A 22,674-nucleotide genomic window follows, 5' to 3' on the forward strand; every position below is an offset into this window, starting at 1 on the left:
GTTTCGGGCAGTCCTGATCTGCCTCCGAATTCTGGTGCCGGATCGTGGATCAGTCTCGGAATCGTTCTCGCAGTGGGCGATCGGTGGCGGTGCTGGGATAGATGCCGCGGTCGACGAGGCGGGGCACGACCTCGTCGATGAACTCCCGGATGGCTGTCGAGCCCGTTGCGAACATGAGGTTGAAACCGCCGACGTTGCCGTCGGCGTGCCAGGCCGCGAAGTCGTCGACGAGGTCGTCGTAGGTGCCGACGAATTTGCGGTGCGTCGCCCCGCCGCGGCCGACCGCTTGTGCGACGACATCGCGCACCGTCACGTCGGGGTGCTGCTGAATCCAGTGGTAGAGCCCGACGTAGTTGCCGAAGGTGCTCTTGATCGTCTCCTCGACGTCTTGCGGGCGCGGTAGCAGATGGGCGGGGAACGGTTCGGTGATGTCGCCGAGCGGAATGTCGATGCCGAACTGGCCCAGCGCGAATGGTGCGAGGGGTTCCCAATCGACGTGACTGTCCAGTTCCCGCAGTTTCTCCTCGGCCTCCTTCGCGGTCCGGCCGAGGTAGGGGATGAGACCGGGGACGGCCGGGACCGAGCCCGGGGCCCGGCCCTGTTCGATGAGCGCCTTGTCCAGCGCCTCGCGGTAGACCGCGGCGCTGGCGCGGGTGGCGGAATTGGTGAACACCATCTCGGCATGTTTGGCGGCGACCACGATGCCGGGTCCCGACCCGCCGGCCTGCGCGATGAGCGGCCGGTGCTGCCGACTCGGCGCGATGTTGAGTGGTCCGGAGACGTGAAACAGGTTGCCCTGGTGGTCGATCGGTTCGGCGTAGAACCGGGGAAGGCCGTCGGGATCACGGCGAATCGCCCGGTTGTCCCACAATGCTCGCAGGACCTGGAGGAACTCGTCGGCGCGTTGATAGCGCGCCGCGCGATCCAGATGGTTGTTCAGGCTGTAATTCAGCGCGAACCGATCGATCACCGAGGTGACCGCGTTGTATCCGGCGCGGCCGTCGCTGGCCTGGTCGAGCGAGGCCAGCAGCCGGGCCAGGTTGTACGGGTCGTAGAAGGTCGTCGACGCCGTCGCGATCAGGCCGACGTGCTCGGTGTGCTGGGAGATCGCGGTCAGTGCGGTGATGGGCTCGGCCGGCCCGCCGTCGAATGCCGGAGACCCCTGCATGCCTGGGATGTCGCCGACGAACAAGGCGGTGAACAGACCCTCGTCGCCGAACGCACCGTACTCGAGCAGGCGCTCGAAGGTGCTTCGTTCGGGAACGCCCTGCGCCCGTTCGTATTTGTAGGCTCCCTGATGCAAGTTGAGGTCGTTGGCGACCAGGTTCAGATGCAGATGGCGTTGCTTCGGCATGGGCGGCTCCTGTCGTGGGCACACCCAGGGTATGAGGGCATCGTTCGCCGGCTACCCGTGAATCACGCATATTCGTGCCCCGGCACACCCACGCGGGTAGGGCGGCAAGGAAAGTCCATGATGCCGAATTGACCTGTGCGGCACCGACGATGGCTGCGGCAATTCGTGACGGCGCGGTCACGCCCCGCGTGAGCGCATCGGCGAGATCCGCCGACCACGCGTCCGCGTTGCGGAGACGCTCGCATGCACGCGATGCCCCGGCAGCGACTCGCCGGGGCATCGCATGCGGCGACCGCCCGAATAGGGGGTGTTACCGATGCAGGTCGAAGCGGTCGAGGTTCATGACCTTGGTCCAGGCGGCGACGAAGTCGCGCACGAACTTCTCCCCGGCACGGGCGGTGGCGTACACCTCCGCGACCGCGCGCAGTTCCGAGTTGGAGCCGAAGACCAGGTCGACGCGGCTGCCGGTCCACTTCGCCTCGCCGCTCGCGCGGTCCTTGCCGACGAATGTGCCGTCGTCGGCCGGTGACGGTTCCCATTTCGTGCGCATGTCGAGCAGGTTCACGAAGAAGTCGTTGGTGAGCGTCCCCGGCTTCGCGGTGAATACGCCCAATGGCGACTGCTTGTGGTTCGCGCCGAGTGCTCGCAGGCCACCGACGAGGACGGTCATCTCGGGAGCGCTGAGGGTCAGCAGGTTCGCCTTGTCGAGCAGCAGGTACTCGGCCGGGAGCCGGTTGCCCTTGCCGACGTAGTTGCGGAAGCCGTCCGCGGCCGATTCGAGCAGCGAGAACGACTCGATATCGGTCAGCTCCTGCGTAGCGTCGGTGCGGCCCGGGGTGAACGGCACCGTGATGTCGAATCCGGCGTCCTTCGCGCCCTTCTCGACCGCCGCGACCCCGCCGAGCACGACCAGGTCCGCGAACGAGATCCGCACGTTCCCGGACCGGTCGGAGTTGAACGACTCAGCAATGCCCTCGAGCACGCGCACCACCTGCGCCAGCTCGTCGGGTTCGTTGACCTCCCACCCGGCCTGCGGCTGCAACCGGATCCGGCCGCCATTGGCGCCGCCGCGTTTGTCGCTGCCGCGGAACGACGACGCCGCCGCCCACGCCGTTGAAACCAGCTGCGGCACAGTCAATCCCGAGGACAGGATGCGCTCCTTCAGGTCGGTGATCTCCGCGGGACCGACCAATTCGTGATCGACCTCGGGAACCGGGTCCTGCCACAGCAGCGTCTCGGCCGGGACGAGCGGCCCGAGGTAACGGGCCTTGGGACCCATGTCGCGGTGGATCAGTTTGTACCAGGCCTTGGCGAATTCCTCGGCGAGTTCCTCGGGATGGTCGAGCCAGCGCCGGGTGATCGGCTCGTAGATCGGGTCGAGTCGCAGCGCGAGGTCGGTGGTCAGCATCGACGGGGTGCGCGTGCGCGTCCCACCCTGCGGGTCGGGCACGGTGCCGGCCCCGGCGCCGTCCTTCGGGACATACTGCCAGGCTCCGGCCGGGCTCTTCGTTTTCTCCCACTCGTAGCCGTAGAGGATCTCCAGGAAGCTGTTGTCCCACTGCGTCGGTGTCGGCGTCCAGGTCACCTCGATACCGCTGGTGATGGCATCCGCGCCGACGCCGGTGCGGAAGCTGCTGCGCCAGCCCAGGCCCTGCTCCTCGAGCGGGGCGGCCTCCGGCTCGGGGCCGACGAGATCGGCATCACCGGCGCCGTGGGTCTTGCCGAAGGTATGGCCGCCCACGATGAGCGCCGCGGTCTCGACGTCGTTCATCGCCATCCGGCGGAAGGTCTCCCGGATGTCGACCGCCGCGGCCAACGGGTCCGGATTGCCGTTGGGCCCTTCGGGATTGACATAGATCAGGCCCATCTGCACTGCGGCCAGGGGGCTTTCCAGGTTTCGCTGGCCGGTGTAGCGCTCGTCGCCGAGCCAGGTGTGCTCGGGTCCCCAGTACACGTCCTGGTCGGGCTCCCACTGGTCGACGCGGCCGAAGCCGAAGCCGAAGGTCTCGAGGCCCATGGAGTCCAACGCCACGTTGCCGGCGAACACGATCAGGTCGGCCCACGACAGCGCCGGGCCGTATTTCTGCTTGACCGGCCACAGCAGCCGGCGGGCTTTGTCCAGGCTGGCGTTGTCGGGCCAGCTGTTGAGCGGTGCGAACCGCTGCATACCCCCGCCGGCGCCACCGCGGCCGTCGTGGATGCGGTAGGTGCCGGCCGCATGCCAGGACATCCGGATGAACAGTGGCCCATAGTGGCCGAAGTCGGCCGGCCACCAGTCCTGCGAGGTGGTCATGAGTTCCTCGAGGTCGCGGCGGACCGCGTCCACATCGAGGGTGGCGAATTCCGTGGCGTAGTCGAAGTCGGGGCCCATCGGGTCGGCGACCGCGGGATTCTGCGCCAGGATTCTCAGGTTGAGCTGGTTGGGCCACCACTCCCGGTTGCTGTTTCCGCCCTCGGCGGGGTACTTGAGACCGCCGGCGACCGGGCAGCCGCTGACGCCGGGCTCGGTGCTGGCCTCTCCGATGGGTGGGTGTTCCTCGGGCACGTCAATTCCTTTCGATAGCAAGCAAATTCGGGCTCTCGATCACGGATGATGTTGGGCGGAGGGAGAGTTCGAACAGGAAGGGCACAAACCCCAATAGACGACTTCGGCCTCGTCGATGACGAAACCGTGGCTGTCGGAGGCGGTCAGGCAGGGGATCTCGCCGACAGCGCAATCGACATCGGCGATCACGCCGCATTCTCGGCAGACGGCGTGGTGATGGTTGTCGCCGACGCGGGTCTCGTAGCGCGCCACCGAGCCCGTCGGCTGGATGCGCCGCAGCAGACCCGCCGCGGTCAGGGCCCGCAGCACGTCGTAGACGGCCTGATGAGACACCGCTCCCAGTGCCTCGCGCACCAGCCCGATGATCGAATCCGTATCCGAATGCGGCCTGTGATGCACCGCCGTGAGCACCGCTATCCGCGGTGCCGTGACCCGCAGCGCAGAGCTGCGCAGCATTGCCTCGAAGTCCGGGGGCGTGGACACACTCTGAAGTATGACTCATTCAATCAGGTGCATGGCAAGGTTCTGGCAAATCTTCAGAAATCCAGTGAGCTCGATTTTTTGATCTCGATCGCACGCTGTTGTGACCCTGGCAAACTACCGGACGCGACGGGCTGGCAGGTGGTGTTCGCGCGCCGGAAGGCCCTTCGGTGCACGTGCCGCGGGTAGTTCGACCCTGGTCGCGACCGGGGCCTCGGGGGTGTGCTGGAGGGTATGTCGAAGCATCGAAGGACTTACCGGGATCATCGCACGTTGACCCGGGCCGAGCTGGCTGCCGAACTGCGCCGCCTGGCCGACGACCTCGATGCCGGTGGGGAGCTGGGCTATGCCGGAATGGGCGGCGCCGTCAGCGTGCCTCAGCAGGTGATGCGGGAGCTGGAGATCGAGCGCAGCAAGGACGACACCGGCTGGAAGGTCGAGGTCGAATTCACCTGGGCCGACCGGCAGAGCGCGTTGGAAACGATCGCCACCCAGCCGGAACATTCCGCGCAGTCGCAGTAACCCGCGCAGGGGCCGGGCAGCAGCCGTGGCCGTCCGTCCGCCTCCGGCACCGAAACCCTTGCCGCACCACGAGCGAGCTGTCGTGGCGGTATCCGGATTCGCATGAACCGCCCGCGTCGTCGGTCCCGTCGCTGCCCCCGCGGGGCGTGGTGACCCTGCGCGAATGTGCCTGGCGTTGCGCGGATTTGGTTGATCAAGGCTCAGTGCCAGCGCCGTCGGCATCGTGTTCCTGGCCACCGCACTGGGGCGCCCGTTCGCGGGCGCCGCGGCGGACAGCGGCCGGGCTCGCACGGTGGTGAAACTCGGCGGGATTCTCACCGCGATCGGCGGATCGGGCATCTGGTGGCGCCCGATCCCGCCGTTCTGCTGTTGTCCAGGCTCTCCCGTCTCGGTCCGTCCGTAAATCGTTTTGATCACTGTGGTGCGAAAAGGGTTCCGGGGAAGGAGTGGGCCGATCGTGACGTTGTCCGAGAGCATGACACTCGGAGTAGCTCTCGCCGCGGACAATGCCGGCAACTACGTCGACGAGATCGTGCGGCAGGCACGGCTCGTCGCGGAGGCCGGCCTGGGATCGGTGTGGTTCGGGCAGCGAATGGATTACGATTCACCGACGCTGGCCGCGATCGTCGGACGGGAGGTGCCCGAGCTGCAGGTCGGCACCTCGGCGATCCCGGTGGTAGGACGTCACCCGCTGCTGGTCTCGTCGCAGGCGCAGACCGCGCAGGCGGCGACGCACGGTCGGTACCACCTCGGCCTGGCTCTCGGATCCGCCCTTGCCGCAAGCGCTTTCGGCGTGCCCTTCGACCGGCCGATCACCCGTCTGCGCGAATTTCTCACCGGGCTGCGGGAACTGCTGGAGACCGGGACCGCCGATGTCCACGGCGAACTGCTCACCACCGCGCCGCCGTTGCCGGCCGCGGTAGCCGGGGCGCAACCGCGGGTTCCGGTCCTGGTCGCCGCCATGGGCCCGCAGGCCCTGCGGGTGACCGGCGAACTGGCCGACGGCACGCTGCCGTATCTGGCCGGCCCGAAGACCCTGAGTGATCACATCGTCCCGGCGATCACCCGGGCCACCGCGACCGCTCCACGCGTCGTCGCCTTCGTACCGGGCGTGGTCACTTCGGATATCGACCGCATCCGCGCCAAGGCGGTGGAACAGCTGGCGTTCTACGAACAGGTGCCGTCCTACCGCCGCGTCATCGAACTCGAGGGGGCAACCCGGGCCGCGGACCTCGCCGTCATCGGCGATGAAGAGACCGTCGCCGCCGAAATCGAGCGCTACTACGATGCGGGCGCCACCGAGGTCGTGCTCACCACGACCGACCTGGCGGGTGAATCCGATCAGCACCGGACCTGGAAGCTACTCGGCGAGCTGGCGGCACGGCGGCGCGATTCGAACGGTCTCTAGGGTCCCGGGCACCAGCCCGTCGAGGCGTAGCCGCCTGCCCGCCTCGGCTGCCAGCGGGGACAGCGCCCGGCGCCCATCACTGACCATCGTGCCTCCCACGTAGACGCCGACGAGATTGCGCAGCCCGCAGGAGAGCACGTACGCGTCGACCGGTCGCCACAGCGGCCCGACGTCGGGAGCGGTGGGGTCGACGAGCACGAAATCGGCGAACTTGCCGGGCTCCAGGCTGCCGACGCGGTCGTCGACGCCCAGGATCCGGGCGGAACCGAGCGTGTGCATCTCCAGGACGCGCCGCATCGAGATCGCGGTCGGATCCCGCGTGCTCGCGCGCACGCTGTATGCGCCGATGCGCATGTTCTGCCAGGGATCGGCGAGGTCCGAGCAGGCCTGGTCGTCCAGGCCCATGCCGATCTCGATGCCGGCCCGTTCCAGCGCCGGGATGTCCGCGACACCCGAGCCCAGCCGGCCGTTGGCGGCGGCCTGCCAGCTCATCCGGGCGCCGGCGGCCGCGGTCCGCGCGATGAATTCCCTTGTCGGATGCACGAAATGGCCGAAGATGAAATCCGGCCCGAGCGCGCCCGCGCTGTCGTACCAGTCGAACTTCGCCCGCTGGCGCTCGAGAGCCACCGACGTCTCCAGGAAATGCGCCTGGTTGATGACGCCGAACTCCCGCATCAGCGCGACCTCGTGCCGGGCGGCGTCGCGGTTCTCGGCCCACTGGACCCCGCCCATGACGGCGGCGGCCAGCGCGTAGCGACGGTCCAGTCCGAGCACGTGGTCCACCGTTCCGCGGAACCGTTCGCGGATCTCGGCGAAGGTGCCGATGTCGGAGTCGGGGCGGGTGGCGTTGACGAACCGGATTCCGGCGTCGTACTTGGCGTCGATCTGACGCACGATGTGCTCGAGCGGTCGCAGGTGTGTGCCGGGTTCGGTGCGGTGACCGTCGACCATGTCCGCCCACGGTTCGCGCGGGTCGGTGAAGTCGAACGCCGTGGTGACGCCCGCGTTGAGGAAGTCGAAGGCACCGTGCAGCGTCGCCCAGTAGATCTGGTCGAGGGTGGCCTCGCGGGCCGCGCTCATCACGACGTTCGCCCAGTCGTAGAGCTGGTCGTCGGCGGCGAGCCCGCGCAGGCCCGAGGTCCACAGGTGACTGTGCGAGGAGACGAATCCGGGTGCCACGAACCGGCCCGCGGCGTCGAGCAGGGGCAGATCGCCGTGAACCGGAGTGCCTTCGCCGAATTCGGTCACGATCCCGTGGTCGATCCGTAGCCAGCCGTCGTCCAGGTAGTAGGGGAGGCCGGACTCCGGCGGGGCGCCGGTGATGAGCCGGGCGTGCACGATCAGCAGCGACGAGGTTCGCCGCGGGGTGTGGTCAGACATCGGATTCTTCCAGCATGGCGACGACGTCCTGCCATGCCGCGGTGAAACCGAAGCACTGGCGCACGTTGTAGACGGTGGCCTCGAGGCAGAAGGCGGGCGAGGAGGTGGTGGCCGCGCCCTCGACGAGCACGGTGTTGTAGCCGAGGCAGGCGGCGTCGGACAACGTGGCCAGCACGCATTGGTCGGCGTTGACACCGGCGAACAGCAGTGTGTCGACGCCGCGCAGACGCAGCACGCTGTCGAGTTCGGTGTCGAAGAAGCCGCTCATCCGGTACTTCGCCACCTGGATGTCCTCGTCTGCGACGGTCAGTTCGTCGACGACCGCGGCGCCCCAGCTACCGGCCGTGAGGACCGCGTCGCTGCGCCCGACCTGATCGCCGATGCCGCCGCCGGAGCCGTCCGGGTCGTACACGTGGATGACGTTCGCGGGCAGGTTCGCGCGATCGGGCCGGTTGCCCCAGTTGAGCCACACGACGGGAATTTCGGCGGCACGGGCCGATTCGGTCAACGCCCGGCAGGGCCCGATGGCCGCGCGAGGACCGGAAACATCCACACCGAGCGAGCCGAGCCAACCTTCGGGATGGCAGAAGTCGTTCTGCATGTCGATCACGATGACGGCGGCCCGCCGCAGGTCGAGGCCGAGTTCCTGGGGCCGGGCCGGGAGGCCGCGGATGCGCGGCGCGGGGGCCGGGGGATGCAGGTCGACGTGAGCTGCGGAACGAAGCCAGGATTGGCGGATCATGACTGTCCGAGACCGGCGAAGATCGCCTGCTTGTCCTGGTCGTCGAACGACGTCGGGGTGCCGGTGGTCACCAGGTGCTCGAATCCGTCCGGAAGTGAACCCTCGTCGTCCGTCGCCATGATCGTGACCGCGTAGAGGCGCTCGGTCGCCGAGGTGTTCCGGATCGTGTGCGTCGATCCCTTGGGCAGAACCAGTACGTCACCCCGGGTGAGCCGCACCACGTGCTCGTCGCTCGTGGCCTCGGCTTCACCGTTGAGGATCAGGAAGATCTCGACGGATTCCGGGTGGGAGTTCTTCGGTTGGGCTCCGCCGGGCTGCCAGATCTCGAAGAACACGCTCGCGGGCGAGCCGTCGGCGGGACCGGTCAACGGCACGAGTTTGACGGGGTCGGTGGGCGCGATGAGGCGTGCGACGAGGTCGTCGACGTGTTTCACCACTGGTGCTTCGGTCAAGGGAACTCCTCGATGGGGAAGGGGGCGACCGCGACTGCTCGCGTGTGGTTCATGGTCAGACAGCGCCATGACGGCGGAATTACACGACGTTTATCCCCGTGAAACGAATTCGGTCGGAAACAGGCGTTCTCATGAAGGCATGACCACGTCTCCGCTGTCTCCCGCCGTTCCCGTCGTCGCCGATTCCGAGTTGCCCGCGGGCTTGCTCGACGCGTTCTGGGCATACGATGCCGCCTTGCTGGCGAACGACACCGCGGCGATGGACGAGTTGTTCGTCGAGTCGGAGCACACGGTGCGGGGGGACCAGAACGGTGTACTCGTCGGGCACGACGAGATCGCGGCGTTCCGGCGCGCCCGCAACGATCGGCCGACCCGCCGCGTGCGCCGGCTCTGGACGCAGACGCCCGCTCCGGGCTGGGTGCTGACGCTGGCCGAGGTGGCCGGTGCGACCGGCGCGACCGGTTTGCAGACTCAGCTCTGGCGTCGGGACGAGTCCGGCTGGCGGGTGTACGCCGCGCACGTGATCCCACCGGCCGCGGCCATCGACCCGGCGGTGTGGCGAGTGGTCGGGGCTCCGCTGGTCACATCGACGGGTACCGGTGCGCTCGACGGTCACGGCATCGCCGTCAAGGACCTGTTCGCGGTGCGGGGGATCGCTCGTGGCGGCGGCGTCCGCGCCTACCTCGACGGGCAGGAGCCGCAACCCGCACATGCCGGCGCTGTGGCCGCGCTGTTGCGCGCCGGTGCGTCCGTCACCGGCATCACGCACACCGACCAGTTCGCCTTCGGCATCGGCGGGCGCAACGCCGACTTCGGCACCCCCGCGAATCTCGCGGCGCCCGCGAGGATTCCGGGAGGATCGAGCAGCGGTTCGGCCGTGGCTGTCAAGCGGGGCTGGGCCAGTGCCGGCCTCGGGACCGACACGGCCGGCTCGATCCGCATCCCTGCCAGTTACCAGGGCCTGTGGGGGTTCCGGCCGACGCACGGCGTGGTCGACACCACCGGGGTGCTGCCGCTGGCCCCGTCGTTCGACGCCGTGGGGTGGCTCGCCCGCGACGGCGAGACACTGGCTCGCGTGGGCGAAGTGCTTCTGCCACAGGACGTTACGCCGATCCGGCGCAGCCTCGTGCACAGCGACGACGTACTGGCGCTGGCGCCGGACCCGGTCCGTGCGACCGTCGAGCGGGCGTCGGCGCGGCTGGACATCGCGGGGAAGATCGGGCCGCTGCCCGACCTGGCACGGTGGACGGCGGCTTTCCGAGTCGTGCAGGCGTATGAGGCGTGGCAGCAGCACGGAGCCTGGCTCGAGTCGCATCCGGGCGCGGTCGCGGACGATGTGCGTCTGCGGTTCGAGGCCGGGCGGGATGTGACGGCGGGTCGGCTGGACGACGCGTGGGCGGTCCTGCGCGAGGCGCGAGCCGTGCTCGACGCCGCGCTGGAAGGCAATCAGCTCGTGCTTCCGGCCGCGAGCTCTGCGGCGCCGCCGCTCGACGCCTCGGCCGGGACGATCGAGTCCGTCAGACAACGCACGATCGCGCTGAACTCGCTCGCCTCGCTGGCCGGGTTGCCCGCCGTCACCATTCCCGCCCTGTCCGACGACGGCGCGCCACTGGGCCTGTGCCTCGTCGGCGAGCGGGGCAGCGACCTGTCGCTGCTGCGCATCGCGCGAGATGTCGCGACGCAGCTCGAGGCCGGGTGACCCGCGCGCTATCCGCGGCGCACGGCCCGGCGGACCATCCCGTACTCCAGGCCGTCCATCAGATGCAGCTCGTGCGCCCGGTAGAGGCGCGTGCCGTGCAGCGACGCTCCCACGAGCGTGATCGATAGAGCCGGGCGGGCGTCGTCGAGTGCCAGCACCTCACGCCACGCGCCCTCGGGGACCACCGCCCCGATCTTCGCGGACTCCCACTCCACCGACTCTCCCCGCAGCACCTCGACGGTCTCGAAGACCGAGTACTTCGTGTCGAAGACGACATCGTCGCGCCGCCGTGCGGGGATCACGTCCTCGGCGGCGATCCGCGGTGTGCCGTCGCCGAGCCAGCGCTTCACCACCCGCAGGCACTCCGATCCGGCCGGCACCGCGAGATCCGCGGCCTCGATGTCGTCCAGGGTGGACCATTCGACGCTGATGACGTCGACCTCGACCTCGAAACCAGCGTCCTCGAGCAGTTTCGACAGCTCGTAGGACTGGTCGATCCGCAGTGCCACGGAGAAGGCGCTCACGTTGGGGAACGTGCCCTGATGAGCTCGGCGGGCGACGAGCCCGTGCGCTTCCAGGCCCACCAGCGCCTCCCGCACCATGGGCCGGGACACGCCTAGACGCCGGGCCAGTTCGATTTCCGGTGGCAGGGGTGTGCCCATCTCCGCCGCTTCACGGCAAATGCGCTGCAATTGCTCGTGGAGCGAATCGGAGCCCGCCCTGTCTGCCATCGAATCTCCTGTTCGGTTGAAACGACACCTCTGGTGGTGAGAAAGCAGAGTAACCCGGCAGATGCGCCGGTGCTCGCCGAATCATCCTGTGACGCAACAGGAATGAAACCGCTGCGACCCGAGACCTTTACAACGCTGTCTTACCTTCGTGGTGTGCTTCTCCCCGTACTCCCGGCGTCGTCACGAAGGCGCGCGTTCGAGCCAGATCTCACCCGCCTCCCATGTGCACGTGTGAACGCCCGGCAGTTTCGTCCCGGCTACAGCTGTGCGGACCAGGTTTTCCAGCACCGGCGCGATCGCGCTTCGGATGCTCGCCGCGTCGTCGCCGACCGGTGTGAGGAATCCGTAGGTCGTCGCGCCGAGCCCCCGGGCAGCGGCCGTTGCCGCTGCGCCCGCCTCGTCGGCCGAATGCGCGACGAGGCCGCACCCGAAGTGCCGCACCAGGTGTCCGCCGGTGGCCGCGCCTCGGGCGGAGTCACGGAAATCGGGCAGGTGGACCACGACGACCGACCGCCGCTCATCCACAGCGGACACGCCCCGGACGAAAGCGGCCGCCGTTCGCCGCTGCGTCGGCACCGCGGGCCCCGCGACGAAACCGATCGGCCCCGCCGTCTCCGCCGCCGCGGCCCGGCCCGCGTTCTCCGCGCCCACCCACCAGCGCCAGTCCACGAGGGTGAGACCGGGCGGCGGCTCCGCGGCCCCGTCGGTGTACTCCAGCGGGACGTCGCTGAGGATCACCGACCGGACGGCGCCTTCCGTTCCGCCGAGCAGTTCGAGCGCCGCGTCGTAGTACTGGATGCCGTGCAGCACAACGACATCGGGCGCGGTACGGCCGAGCCATCCGCCAGGCAAGTCTCCGATCGCGGCCTCGACCTCCAGCCCGGTCGCGGTGAGGCGGTCGACCGCCTGCCACGCGCCGCCGATCCATCCTTCATCCCGGTCCGGTGCCGGGACCAGCACTCCGACCCGCGCTGACGACGCACTCATTCCGCCGCACTCTCCACAATCCGAATCGAGGACACCATGCAGACTGTGCTGCCCGTTCACCATAGCTGTCCCAAATCCATGAAAATCGGTCCCTGTGGCGGAGTATTCGCCGACGGCGGCTGTGAGACCGCGCCGGAGCACGCGTGCGTGTTCCTCGATCCGGGCCTGGCGACGCAGTACGCGGCGGACGAAACCACGTTCCTGACGAATCTTCCCGCGCCGGGCCCCGCCGGTGGGGGCAGCCGGTTCGAGCAGCGCCTGAAGTCGGGACGGTTCGCCGTGATCGCCGAGGTGAACGGCGCGGACAGTGCCGACGCGAGCGCGTTCGTCGAGGCGGCCCGCGTGGTGTCGAACGTCGCGGACATCGTGTCGGTCACCGATCACTCCGGCGCCAACGTGCACATGGGAAACATTGCGGCGGTAGCGCACCTGAAGGCGGCCGGAATCGAGGTGATGCCCACCTTCGGCTGCCGCGACCGCAACCGGATCGCCCTGCAGGGAGACCTGCTGGGCGCGGCCAGTCTCGGCGTCCGGGATGCGTTGCTGGTCACCGGCAATCATGTTCTGGTCGGTGACTCACCCGAGGCGACAGCGGTATTCGATCTGGACAGCCCGCGCCTGCTGGCGATCGCCGACCGGCTGCGCACCGAAGGCCGATTCGACAACGGCCGAGCGGTGGAGGTCAAACCCGACCTGCACCTCGGCAGTGTGGCCCACCCGTTCGCCCCACCACTGGGCGACCGCCCGCGACAGGTCCTGCGGAAGGTGCGTGCGGGCGCGGATTTCATTGTCACGCAACATATTTTCGACCTGCCCCGCTGGCGGGAGTTCATCGCCGGGGTCAACGCCCTGCGGGGCGACGAGCGTCCCTTCGCGCTGCTCGGCGGCGTCGCGATCATGCCGGATGAGCCGATCGCACGGGCGGTGAACGCCGGGCTGCGCGGGTTCTCGATCCCCGAACACATCCTCGAACGGTTACGCCACGCCAAGGATCCACAGGACACCGGGCTCGACATCGCCGCAGAGACCGTGCGGGAACTGCACGAGACCGACGGCGTGGCGGGATGCCTGCTCGCCCCGGTCACCGGCAGGCAGAACGCGCTCACCGCGTCCGCCGAGCAAGCCGAGCTGATCGCCGAGGTGCGGCGGCGCGCGGGCGTCCCGGTCGAGGCCTCCTCGCAGACCGGAGCGGTCGCATGAGCGAACGATCAACGCAGCGCGGTCCCGCGCACGACGAACTCCGGCGAGGTGGAGTGGTGAGTGCAGCGCAGCGGAACGAACCACGGGCACAACGTGTCCCGCGTTCGACGGAGTCGAGTGTCGGTGAGGTGGAGTCGTGAGTGGGAACGAGCTCAACGGGAAGACCGTGATGAGCGTGACCGGTCCGGTGGCGGCCACCGCCTTGGGCGTGACGCTGCCGCATGAGCATCTGATCGCGAACGCGGGTACGCAGTGGATCTACCCGTCCGATGTTGATTCGCTGGCGAGGTACACCCAGCCCTACCGGGCGGAGCTGCACGGAGCGGTTCAGCTGGAGCCGTTCTCGTACCGATCGGCGATGCGGCAGCTCGACTTCGACGTCGCGCGGGAGGAACTGGCCGGTTTCGCGGCTGTGGGCGGAACCACGGTCGTCGATCTGGGCATCCCCGGCTACGGCAGGGATCCGCAGGCGTTGCGCGCGCTGGCCGAACTGACCGGGATCACGGTCGTGATGGGATGCGGGGAGTACGTCGAGCACTCGCATTCGCCGTACGTGCGCCACTGCTCGGCCGAGGTGATCCGGGATGTGCTGCTGGAGGAGATCAGCGACGGCGCCGGCGCGACCGGTGTGCGTCCCGGTGTCATCGGCGAGATCGGCACCGGCAATCCGGCCACCGCGCAGGAGCGCAAGGTTGTCCGCGGTGCGGCACTGGCTCAGCTCGAATCCGGACTGGCATTGAACATCCACCGCACGATCTATCCCGATCCACTCGCGACGCTGCCGGTGATCGACGAGGTACTGGCCCTGGGCGTGGATCCGGCCAAGCTGATCATCAGCCACTGCGACGAGCGCCCGGAGCCGGAGTTCGCCTTCGAGGTCGCCCGGCGTGGCTGCTGGGTCGAGCTCGACACCTGGGGAATGGAACAGTGGGCCAGCTCCGCGCGCAGGGATGACGAGTATCCCCTGCGATCCTTCGACCACCATCGCGTCGACCTGCTGCTGTCCCTGCTGGACGCCGGTTTCGGGGACCAGCTCCTGGTGAGCCACGACATCGCGATGAAACCGCAGTTCACCCACTACGGCGGCTGGGGGCTGAGCCACCTGTCCAGCAACATCCGCCCCCGCCTGCTGGCTCGCGGCGTGGGGGAGAAGCAGTTCGACGAGCTGACCATCACCAATCCAGCGCTCGCGCTCGCGAGCTGACCCAGGAAGTAACCGAACCGGACGGTGTGAAACATCGACGCAATTGTCGCCGAACGATCGCGTTACACCGTCGTCTTACCTTGAGCCCGAACGAAGTTCACATACCTCCGCAACCCGCCAGCAGCCGGGCCAGGCGTCGAGTTCATCACCCCATCGAGGAGATCACCTTGTCGAAGATATTCACCGGATTGCGTGGCGTCGCCGCCGTCGCGGCCACCGCGGCTCTCGTCCTGACGGGCTGTTCGAGCACTGCGAGCACCCTCGCCAAGAGCACGGACGGGCTGACCAAGGTCACGGTCGTCCTGGGCTGGTTGCCCACTGCCGAGAGCGGCGGGTTCTACGCCGCACAGCAGCTCGGCTACTACAAGGCCGCCGGCCTGGACGTCACGATCGAACCCGGCGGCCCGCAGGTCTCCGGAACGCAGCTGGTCGCCAGCGGCAAAGTGCAGTTCGGCATCACCGGCTCCGGATCCAACGAGATCGTCGCCGCCCGCGAACAAGGTATCCCGCTGAAGGCCGTCAACGCGATCATGCAGGACAGCGCCACCGGCATGATGGTGCACGCGGACACCGGCATCGGCAGCCTGAAAGACACCGCCGGCATGACGTGGGTCAACTCGCCGGGTGTCCTCGGCCCGGAGTGGGCGAAGAAAACGCTCGGCATCACCTTCGCCCAGCAGCAGTACACCGGCAGCCTCGCCAACTTCCTGCATGATGACAAGCTAGTCCAGCAGGGCATCGCCTCGAACGAGCCATACATCGCCCACGAGCAGGGTGCGGCGGTGAAGTTCCTCCCGTTCTCCGACATCGGCTTCGACCCGTACAACACGGTCACCTACGTCACGGACAACTTCCTGAAGGCCCAGCCGGACATCGTGAAGAAGTTCGTGTCCGCGAGCAACCAGGGCTGGCACGACTACATCGGCGAGGTCGAGGTCGCCACGGACGTCAACACCCACTTGCTAGAGGACGTCGACAAGACGTTGGACGCCAAGCTGCTGTGGTTCGAATGGGACGCGCAGCGCAAGTACATCCTGGCGGGCGACGGCGCGACGAAGATCGGCGCGATGAGCCGGGAGCGGTGGCAGACGATGATCGACCAGATGACGAAGCTCGGTGTCGTGAAGAAGTCCATTTCGGTCGACGACGTGGCGGACTTCGGCGTGACCGGCAACCTGGCGCCCGCCGCCGAGAAACCGGCCGCCCCGAGCGGTTCCTACGACCCCATCACCTACTGATGACAACCAGCGCCGCCGAGACGGCGACCGCCCGGACCCGCGGACGGGCACCGATGCTCGAGTTCCGCGGGGTGGAGAAGGTCTTCCGCAACGGCTACCACGCGATCACACCCCTGGACCTCACGGTGAGCACCGGTGAGATCGTGTCCATCGTGGGGCCTTCGGGGTGCGGTAAGACGACGGTGCTGCGCATGGCCGCCGGGCTCACCGAGGTCAGCCGCGGCACGCTCACCCGGCACGCCACCGAGCAGGCGTACGTGTTCCAGGATCCGACATTGCTGGCGTGGCGCAATGTCCGCAGCAACGTGGAACTCGTCGCGAAGCTGAAGAAAATGCCGAAGCGGCAACGCCGCGCGGCCGCGCAGCAGGCGATCGAGACGGTCGGACTGACGGACTTCGCGAGTGCGCTGCCCCGTCAGCTGTCCGGCGGGATGAAGATGCGGGTCTCGCTGGCCAGGGCGATCACGAGCTCACCGAAGATCATGTACTTCGACGAGCCGTTCGCGGCCCTGGACGAGTTCACCCGCGCGCACATGTCCGACGTCCTGCTCGATCTGTGGCGGTTGCAGGACTTCTCGGCCCTGTTCATCACCCACTCCATCGCGGAGGCGGTGAACATCGGTCACCGTGTGGTCGTGATGGCCGCCCATCCGGGCCGGGTCGAGCAGGTCCTGACGTCCCCGAGCCCGCCCACGGCCGACCCCGCGGCGCCGCGTGACCGGGACGCGCTGGCCGGCATGGAACGCGAGATCGCCGGCATGCTCGCCGGCACGCATTAGAGGAATGGTTCGATGACACGCTCTGTCCATGTGGCGCAAGAGAATCCGGCCAACGTCGCGGCCGTGGTGGAACCGGCGGCAGAACACCCTGACGTGGCCGATGACCGGGAACTGGTGCGGCCGCCTCGGCGCAGCCGGGCGAAACAGCTGGCCCGCACCGGAATCCCGGTGGTCTTCGCGGTCGTGGCGATCGCCCTGTGGCAGTTCGCGGTCAAGGTGACCGGACAGCCGGCCTATCTGGTGCCGGGGCCGCTCGACGTCCTCGATGCGCTGCGCACGGGCGCGAGCGACCTCGTCGAGCCGACGGTCGTCACGATCAAGGAGGCATATCTCGGATTCCTGCTCGCCGCGGTCAGCGGTTTCGCCGTCGCACTCGTGATGGCGCGGTGGCGTGTCGCGGAGCTCGGCGTCTACCCGTACCTGGTGATCCTGCAGACCGTGCCGATCATCGCGGTCGCGCCGATCTTCGTGGTCTGGTTCGGCGCCGGCAATGCGACGAACATCATCATCGCGGCGATGCTGGCGGTGTTCCCCATCGCGGCGAACACGCTCCAGGGACTGCGGTCGACCGACCGGAACCTGGTGCAGCTGTACCGGATGGCCGGTGCGCCACCGCGCACGCAGCTGTTCTCCCTGCGGATCCCGCACGCTGTGCCGCAGATCATGACCGGACTGAAGATCGGCGCCAGTTCGGCCGCGATCGGCGCCATCGTCGGCGAGTTCGCCGCGGGCATCGGTGGCGGTGCCGGCGGCCTCGGCTACGCGATCACCCGGTACGCGAACCAGCTGCAGACCCCGCAGCTGTTCGCCGCCGTCATCGTCGCGAGCGTGATCGCCCTCCTGCTCTTCGGTCTCGTCACGCTGATCGAGTGGCTGCTGCTGCACCGGTGGCACGAATCAGCGACCCCGCAGGACGAGTAGGGCGGTTTGGAGGGTTATCGTGCGCTCCATCCGCCGTCCATGGTGTAGCTGGCTCCGGTCACCATGCGGGCCGAGTCGCCGCACAACCACCCGACGAGGTCGGCGACCTCGTCTGGTTCGACCAATCGCTTGATGGCCGCCTCGCTCAGGAAGATGCGTTCTTCGACTTCTCGCTCGGGAATGCCGTGCGCTTCGGCTTGCTCGGCGATCTGGTTGTCTACCAAAGGAGTTCGCACGTAGCCGGGGCTGACGCAGTTGCTCGTCACGCCGTGTTCGGCGCCTTCGAGTGCGGTGACCTTGGACAGGCCTTCCAAGGCGTGTTTGGCGGTGACGTACGCGGATTTGTAGGCCGAGGCTCGTGTTCCGTGCACGCTGGAGATGTTGACGATGCGCCCGTAGCCGTGTTCGTACATGTGTGGCAATGCCGCGCGGACGAGCAGGAACGGCGCCTCGACCATCAGCGTGAGCATGGTGCGGAACCGGTCCGGCGGGAAGTCCGCGATCGGGCTGACGGTCTGCACGCCGGCATTGTTGACCAGGATGTCGCAGTTCAGGCGCAGGGTCTCGAGTCCGCCCACCCGGCTGAGGTCGACTTGCCATGCGGTCCCGCCGATCTCGCCGGCGACCTGTTCGGCGCGCACACCGTCGATGTCGGCGACGGTCACCGAGGCTCCGCGGGCGGCCAGTTCCCGTGCGCAGGCCAGGCCGATCCCGCTGGCGCCGCCGGTGACCAGTGCGGTCCGCCCGGTGAGGGCGCCTCGGCTCGGGGAATACGTCCGGGTCACGCGGGACTCACTTTCGGCTCGGGTTCGGGTGGCAGGTGAGATGCGGCGGTCCGGTCGAGTTCGGTGAGATCCGCGCCCGCGGTCTCCCGGGCGGCCAGGACCGCGACGATGGTGACCACACCGGCGAGGGCGAGATAGATCGCGATGGGTACCGAGGACCGGTAGACCTCGAGCAGCCGGACGGCGATGATCGGCGCCAGTGAGCCGGCGAAGATCGCGGTCACCTGAGATCCCAGGGACACACCGGAGTAGCGCATCCGGGTGGGGAACATCTCCGCCATGATGGCCGGCTGCGCGGCATACATGGCAGCGTGTGCGACCAGGCCGAGCGCGATCGCGAGCACGATGACCACGCCGCGGCCGCTGTCCATCATCGGGAAGCCGACGAATCCCCAGACCATCGCCCCGATGGCCCCGGCGAGATACAGGGGCCTGCGCCCGATTCCGTCGCTGAGCCGGGCCATGCACGGGATGGCCACGAAGTGCACCGCGTTGGCCACGAGCAGCCACCACAGGATCGCGCCGGTCTTCACCCCGACGTGTTCTTTGAGGTAGGTGACCGAGAAAGTGACCAGTAGGTAGTAGACGATGTTTTCGGCGAACCGCAGCCCCATCGCGGTCAGCACAGCCCGTGGGTAGCGGCGTACCACCTCGAGCACGCCGGATGCGGCCGCGTCCTGCTGTTCGGATTCTTGTTGTGCCGCAACGAAGATCGGGGCTTCTCGCACCTTCGTGCGCACGTAATAGCCGGCCAGCACCACGACCGCCGACAGCCAGAACGCGACGCGCCAGCCCCACGAGAGGAACGCGGCATTCGACAGCGCCGAGGTCAGCACCAGCAGCACGACAGTTGCCAGGATATTGCCCAGCGGCACCGCGGCCTGCGGCCAAGAGGCCCAGAACCCACGGTTGCGGTTGGGGCTGTGCTCGGCCACCAGCAGGACCGCGCCTCCCCATTCACCACCCAAGGCGAATCCCTGAATGAACCGCAACAGCACCAGAAGTGCCGGAGCCCAGTACCCGACCTGCGGGAAGGTCGGCAGGCAACCCATCAGAAACGTGGCAGCGCCGACCGTCAACAGGCTGACCTGTAGCAGCGACTTGCGGCCGTGTCGATCGCCGAAGTGCGCGAACACGATCCCGCCCAACGGCCGAGCCGCGAACCCGACCGCATAGGTGACGAACGCGGCGAGTACCCCATCCAATTCACTGTGTCCGGCCGGGAAGAACACTTTGCTGAACACCAGCGTGGCCGCCGTGCCGTAGAGGAAGAACTCATACCACTCCACGACGGTGCCGGCCATGGAAGCCATTGCTACACGCCGCAACTCGCTCCCCAGGGGCTCGGAACCCGGTGGCCGCGCATCGAGCACGCTCATCGCCATCACTCCTTCGTGATTGCCGCCACATCACCCCTCATCTGTGATGCGGCACACAATTGGATCAGGGAATTGAGTATTCGTGCACATTCAATTCCGGATCAATGGCGAATCTCGCACCGCATGTCTGCAAGAATGCAGATATGGCAGGGGTGCATCCGAATCCTGATGATCTGCTTGTGCTCCTGGCGGTCGCCCGGACCGGGCGTTATGTCTCGGCGGCCGAGGAATTGGGCATCAACCACACCACCATCTCGCGCCGCATCACCAACCTCGAGCGCGCGCTCGGCGGCCGCGTGCTCAGCCGAGGTCCCGGCGGATGGGAATTGACCGACCGCGGCCGTGCGGCACTGACCGCGGCCGAGGCAGTCGAATCCGCGGTCCGCGCCCTCGTCGGCGACGAGCAGGGCGGGCGGGTTCTGCAGGGGGTGGTCCGCATGTCGGCCACCGACGGCTTCAGTGCCTATATCGCTGCCCCGGCCGTGGCCGAGGTCCGGCGCCGGCATCCAGGGATCACGGTGGAAATCATTGCCGCAACCCGCCGCGCATCGCCGCAGCGGTCCGGCCTCGACCTCGAGATCGTCGTCGGCGAACCGAGCGTGCGCCGCGCCCGCGCCATCCCGCTCGGCGACTACGTGCTCGGCCTCTACGGCACCCAGCCCTACTTCGACGCCCACGGCATCCCGCAGTCACCGGCCGACCTGGCCAACCACCCACTGGTCTACTTCGTCGATTCCATGCTCCAGGTCGACGACCTCGACCTGGCGCCCAGCTTCGTCCCCACCATGCGCGAATCCGTCACCTCAACCAACGTGTTCGTCCATGTCGAAGCCACCCGCGCGGCCGCAGGCATCGGCCTGCTGCCCTGCTTCATGGCCGACCGCCACCCCGACCTGATCCGCGTCCTGCCCGGCTCGGTCGCCGTGCGGCTCACCTACTGGCTCGTCGCCCGCCCCGAAACCCTCCGCCGCCCGGAAGTAGCCGTCCTCGTCGACGCACTTCTCACCCGCGTACGCGCCGAACGCGCCGCCCTGCTCGGCGGACCGTCGGCCAACCAGCGGGATTGATCCCTGCTGGCCAGAAGCGCACAGCGAAAAAGAAAGCGCGGCAACAATATTCGAGAAAGGAATCGAGCTCCATCCGCAGTCTGGCGTTCATCGATCACGGCAGTCACCGATTGCGAGCGACCTGACGAGGTGAAGCGAGATATCCAGGCCGACCGGGTGGTCGAGTGTCCCGGCGATCGAGGCGCTACGAAGGCGGGCGACGGTATTGATGGGTCCGCAAATTGTCGACCGGTCGCCTTGCCGAGATGCCGGTGGGTGTTTACTGGGGGGAGCGGTTCGATTGCTCTTGGATAGCTGGTCGAGGTGTGTATGTCGGTATGGCGACTACGCGAATTTCGTGACGCTGATCTGGATCAGGCGATTCAGATCTGGGAGCAGAGTCGTGCGGCCGGTGCGGACGAGCCGGTGTTCGCGTTGGCAGAGGTGCTGGGGTCCGCGCGGGCGGGGCAGCCGGCGGTGGTGGCCGAGGTCGGCGAGGAGATCGTCGGCATGGCGGTCGCACAGATTCAGGGTGAGCGTGCGTGGGTGCTGCTGGTGGCACTCGGTGCCCAGTGGCGGCAGCGTGGGATCGGCAGTGCGTTGCTGACCGACCTGGAGCGGCGGCTGCGCGCGGACGGCGTGCGGCGGATCTGCACCCTGGTCACCGAGGGAGCCACCGGATCGGTCGCGTTCGAGCACTCCGGATACCAGCGCAGGACTGGTTTGGTCTACTACGAACTGGTCGAGCCGTTGGCACCCGCGCAGGCCGGTCTGCTGACCGAATTGGGCGGGCGCCTGCTGCCGCCCGGGCTGTGGCAGTCGATGGCGGGAATGGACCGGGAAAAAGAGATCATCGAGCGACGGATCGTGCTGCCGTTGGCGAATCCCGATGTCGCCGAGCGCTATCGGGTTCGGCCACCCAAGAGCGTCATCCTGTTCGGGCCGCCCGGTACCGGTAAGACCAGCTTCGCCAAAGCCGTCGCGTCGCGGCTCGGGTGGCCGTTCGTAGAGTTGTTCCCCGCTCGACTGGCCACGACAGCCGGCGGCGGGCTCGCGGCAGCACTGCGTGAGGTGTTCGCGGACCTGGCCGAACTCGATGAACTGCTGCTGTTCATCGATGAGGTGGAGGAGATCGCCGGTGCCCGCGACGGCAAGGCGACCAGTCCGGCCCATGGTGTGACGAACGAACTGCTCAAGCTGATACCCGGCTTCCGGGAGAACTACAGCCGCCTGCTGATCTGCGCGACCAACTCGGTGCGCTCGCTGGATCCGGCGTTCCTGCGGCCGGGCCGTTTCGACTACGTGATACCGGTCGGCCCGCCCGACGAGCCCGCGCGTAAAGCGATCTGGCAGCGCTACCTGGGCCCCGCCGCCGAGACCCTCGACCTCGACCAGTTGGTCCGCGCTACCGATCACTTCACCCCCGCGGACATCGAGTACGCCGCCCGCGCAGGGGCGCAGTCGGCGTTCGAACGCGCGATATGCGAGAGAACAAGCGAACCCGCCCGCCTCGAGGACTATCTGGCCGCCATCGCCAATACCCGCCTGACCCTGACCCCGCAGATCCTGACCGCGTTCGACCACGACCAAGCGAACTACACCCGGCTCTGAAACCCAGCCGTCCCAGCACGAAACCGCCACGCGGGCGGGACGATCCCCGATCTGCATGTCCGGTTCGATGGCCGCTACGCCGCCGCGGGAGTCGAATCGCGCAGGACATGCGAATGAACTTGTCGTAGTCGATGTTTCGCGCGGCAGTCGACTGTTCGAGCATCTCGGCTCGTCGAGACGGGCCTGCCTCCTGCCGGTCGGCTAGGCTCGG

General features: G+C 68.0%; 20 protein-coding genes. 10 read left to right on the plus strand and 10 right to left on the minus strand.

Annotated features, from left to right (window positions below; all coding sequences use genetic code 11):
• Window positions 1-49 precede the first annotated feature (49 nt).
• From NM2_RS17485 to NM2_RS17495, 3 genes are all read right to left on the minus strand, one after another.
• Entirely contained in the window at window positions 50-1,354 is a 1,305-nt protein-coding gene (locus NM2_RS17485) for an NtaA/DmoA family FMN-dependent monooxygenase (protein WP_067669846.1), read from the minus strand.
• Between the two features lie 310 nt (window positions 1,355-1,664).
• Window positions 1,665-3,899, minus strand: a complete 2,235-nt coding sequence (gene katG / locus NM2_RS17490) for a catalase/peroxidase HPI (RefSeq protein ID WP_067669848.1) — start codon at window positions 3,897-3,899, stop codon at window positions 1,665-1,667.
• Between the two features lie 39 nt (window positions 3,900-3,938).
• Window positions 3,939-4,382, minus strand: a complete 444-nt coding sequence (locus NM2_RS17495; protein ID WP_084531158.1) for a Fur family transcriptional regulator — start codon at window positions 4,380-4,382, stop codon at window positions 3,939-3,941.
• Window positions 4,383-4,613: 231 nt separating this feature from the next.
• On the opposite strand from NM2_RS17495, the gene NM2_RS17500 reads away from it, so the two are divergent.
• Together NM2_RS17500 and NM2_RS17510 are read left to right on the plus strand one after the other, a co-directional pair.
• On the plus strand, window positions 4,614-4,901 hold the full coding sequence (locus NM2_RS17500; protein WP_157121145.1) for an amphi-Trp domain-containing protein: 288 nt from the start codon (window positions 4,614-4,616) through the stop codon (window positions 4,899-4,901).
• A 475-nt stretch (window positions 4,902-5,376) separates the two neighbouring features.
• Window positions 5,377-6,309 (plus strand): TIGR03564 family F420-dependent LLM class oxidoreductase, encoded by a 933-nt coding sequence (locus NM2_RS17510; RefSeq protein WP_067669856.1) that lies wholly within the window; start codon window positions 5,377-5,379, stop codon window positions 6,307-6,309.
• On the opposite strand, the gene NM2_RS17515 is transcribed toward NM2_RS17510, so the two are convergent.
• Genes NM2_RS17515 through NM2_RS17525 form a run of 3 tightly spaced genes read right to left on the minus strand, consistent with a single transcriptional unit; the run spans window position 6,262 to window position 8,883 of the window.
• Window positions 6,262-7,689 (minus strand): amidohydrolase family protein, encoded by a 1,428-nt coding sequence (locus NM2_RS17515; RefSeq protein WP_067669859.1) that lies wholly within the window; start codon window positions 7,687-7,689, stop codon window positions 6,262-6,264. The two genes, NM2_RS17510 and NM2_RS17515, sit on opposite strands and share 48 nt — an antisense overlap.
• Complete coding sequence (locus tag NM2_RS17520; RefSeq protein WP_067669861.1) at window positions 7,682-8,431, minus strand: cysteine hydrolase family protein; 750 nt, start codon at window positions 8,429-8,431, stop codon at window positions 7,682-7,684. Before NM2_RS17520 ends, NM2_RS17515 begins: the two co-directional genes overlap by 8 nt.
• Entirely contained in the window at window positions 8,428-8,883 is a 456-nt protein-coding gene (locus NM2_RS17525) for a cupin domain-containing protein (protein ID WP_067669863.1), read from the minus strand. Before NM2_RS17525 ends, NM2_RS17520 begins: the two co-directional genes overlap by 4 nt.
• 139 nt (window positions 8,884-9,022) lie before the next feature.
• On the opposite strand from NM2_RS17525, the gene NM2_RS17530 reads away from it, so the two are divergent.
• The gene (locus NM2_RS17530) at window positions 9,023-10,582 is read left to right on the plus strand and encodes an AtzH-like domain-containing protein (RefSeq protein WP_067669865.1); all 1,560 of its coding nucleotides are present in this window, start codon (window positions 9,023-9,025) and stop codon (window positions 10,580-10,582) included.
• An 8-nt stretch (window positions 10,583-10,590) separates the two neighbouring features.
• Here NM2_RS17530 and NM2_RS17535 read toward each other — a convergent pair whose 3' ends face one another.
• Window positions 10,591-11,313 carry a GntR family transcriptional regulator gene (locus tag NM2_RS17535; RefSeq protein ID WP_084531162.1) on the minus strand — a complete coding sequence of 241 codons (723 nt, stop codon included), beginning with the start codon at window positions 11,311-11,313 and terminating at the stop codon, window positions 10,591-10,593.
• Window positions 11,314-11,493: 180 nt separating this feature from the next.
• The gene (locus tag NM2_RS17540) at window positions 11,494-12,300 is read right to left on the minus strand and encodes a BMP family ABC transporter substrate-binding protein (RefSeq protein ID WP_067669869.1); all 807 of its coding nucleotides are present in this window, start codon (window positions 12,298-12,300) and stop codon (window positions 11,494-11,496) included.
• A 36-nt stretch (window positions 12,301-12,336) separates the two neighbouring features.
• Here NM2_RS17540 and NM2_RS17545 point away from each other — a divergent pair, with 36 nt between their 5' ends.
• The 5 genes from NM2_RS17545 to NM2_RS17565 all read left to right on the plus strand — a co-directional run bounded on the left by NM2_RS17545 (window position 12,337) and on the right by NM2_RS17565 (window position 17,642).
• A complete protein-coding gene (locus NM2_RS17545; RefSeq protein WP_084531164.1) occupies window positions 12,337-13,500 on the plus strand; it encodes a methylenetetrahydrofolate reductase C-terminal domain-containing protein in 1,164 nt (387 codons plus the stop codon).
• Between the two features lie 136 nt (window positions 13,501-13,636).
• Complete coding sequence (locus tag NM2_RS17550) at window positions 13,637-14,704, plus strand: phosphotriesterase family protein (protein WP_067669872.1); 1,068 nt, start codon at window positions 13,637-13,639, stop codon at window positions 14,702-14,704.
• 167 nt (window positions 14,705-14,871) lie between these two features.
• Window positions 14,872-15,942 (plus strand): ABC transporter substrate-binding protein, encoded by a 1,071-nt coding sequence (locus tag NM2_RS17555; RefSeq protein WP_067669873.1) that lies wholly within the window; start codon window positions 14,872-14,874, stop codon window positions 15,940-15,942.
• Window positions 15,942-16,721: an ABC transporter ATP-binding protein gene (locus tag NM2_RS17560; protein WP_067669874.1), complete on the plus strand. Its 780-nt coding sequence runs from the start codon at window positions 15,942-15,944 to the stop codon at window positions 16,719-16,721. Before NM2_RS17555 ends, NM2_RS17560 begins: the two co-directional genes overlap by 1 nt.
• A gap of 12 nt (window positions 16,722-16,733) precedes the next feature.
• Complete coding sequence (locus NM2_RS17565; RefSeq protein ID WP_084531168.1) at window positions 16,734-17,642, plus strand: ABC transporter permease; 909 nt, start codon at window positions 16,734-16,736, stop codon at window positions 17,640-17,642.
• Window positions 17,643-17,656: 14 nt separating this feature from the next.
• On the opposite strand, the gene NM2_RS17570 is transcribed toward NM2_RS17565, so the two are convergent.
• Window positions 17,657-18,427, minus strand: coding sequence for a 3-hydroxybutyrate dehydrogenase (locus NM2_RS17570; protein WP_067669875.1), 771 nt, complete (start codon window positions 18,425-18,427; stop codon window positions 17,657-17,659).
• On the minus strand, window positions 18,424-19,806 hold the full coding sequence (locus tag NM2_RS17575) for an MFS transporter (RefSeq protein ID WP_067669992.1): 1,383 nt from the start codon (window positions 19,804-19,806) through the stop codon (window positions 18,424-18,426). Before NM2_RS17575 ends, NM2_RS17570 begins: the two co-directional genes overlap by 4 nt.
• A 104-nt stretch (window positions 19,807-19,910) precedes the next feature.
• On the opposite strand from NM2_RS17575, the gene NM2_RS17580 reads away from it, so the two are divergent.
• Together NM2_RS17580 and NM2_RS17585 are read left to right on the plus strand one after the other, a co-directional pair.
• Window positions 19,911-20,873 carry a LysR family transcriptional regulator gene (locus NM2_RS17580; protein WP_067669876.1) on the plus strand — a complete coding sequence of 321 codons (963 nt, stop codon included), beginning with the start codon at window positions 19,911-19,913 and terminating at the stop codon, window positions 20,871-20,873.
• A gap of 309 nt (window positions 20,874-21,182) precedes the next feature.
• A complete protein-coding gene (locus NM2_RS17585) occupies window positions 21,183-22,463 on the plus strand; it encodes an ATP-binding protein (protein ID WP_067669878.1) in 1,281 nt (426 codons plus the stop codon).
• Window positions 22,464-22,674 lie beyond the last annotated feature (211 nt).

It is taken from the genome of Nocardia miyunensis NBRC 108239, from assembly GCF_001613065.1.
In the GTDB taxonomy this organism is placed as follows: Bacteria; Actinomycetota; Actinomycetes; order Mycobacteriales; family Mycobacteriaceae; genus Nocardia; species Nocardia miyunensis.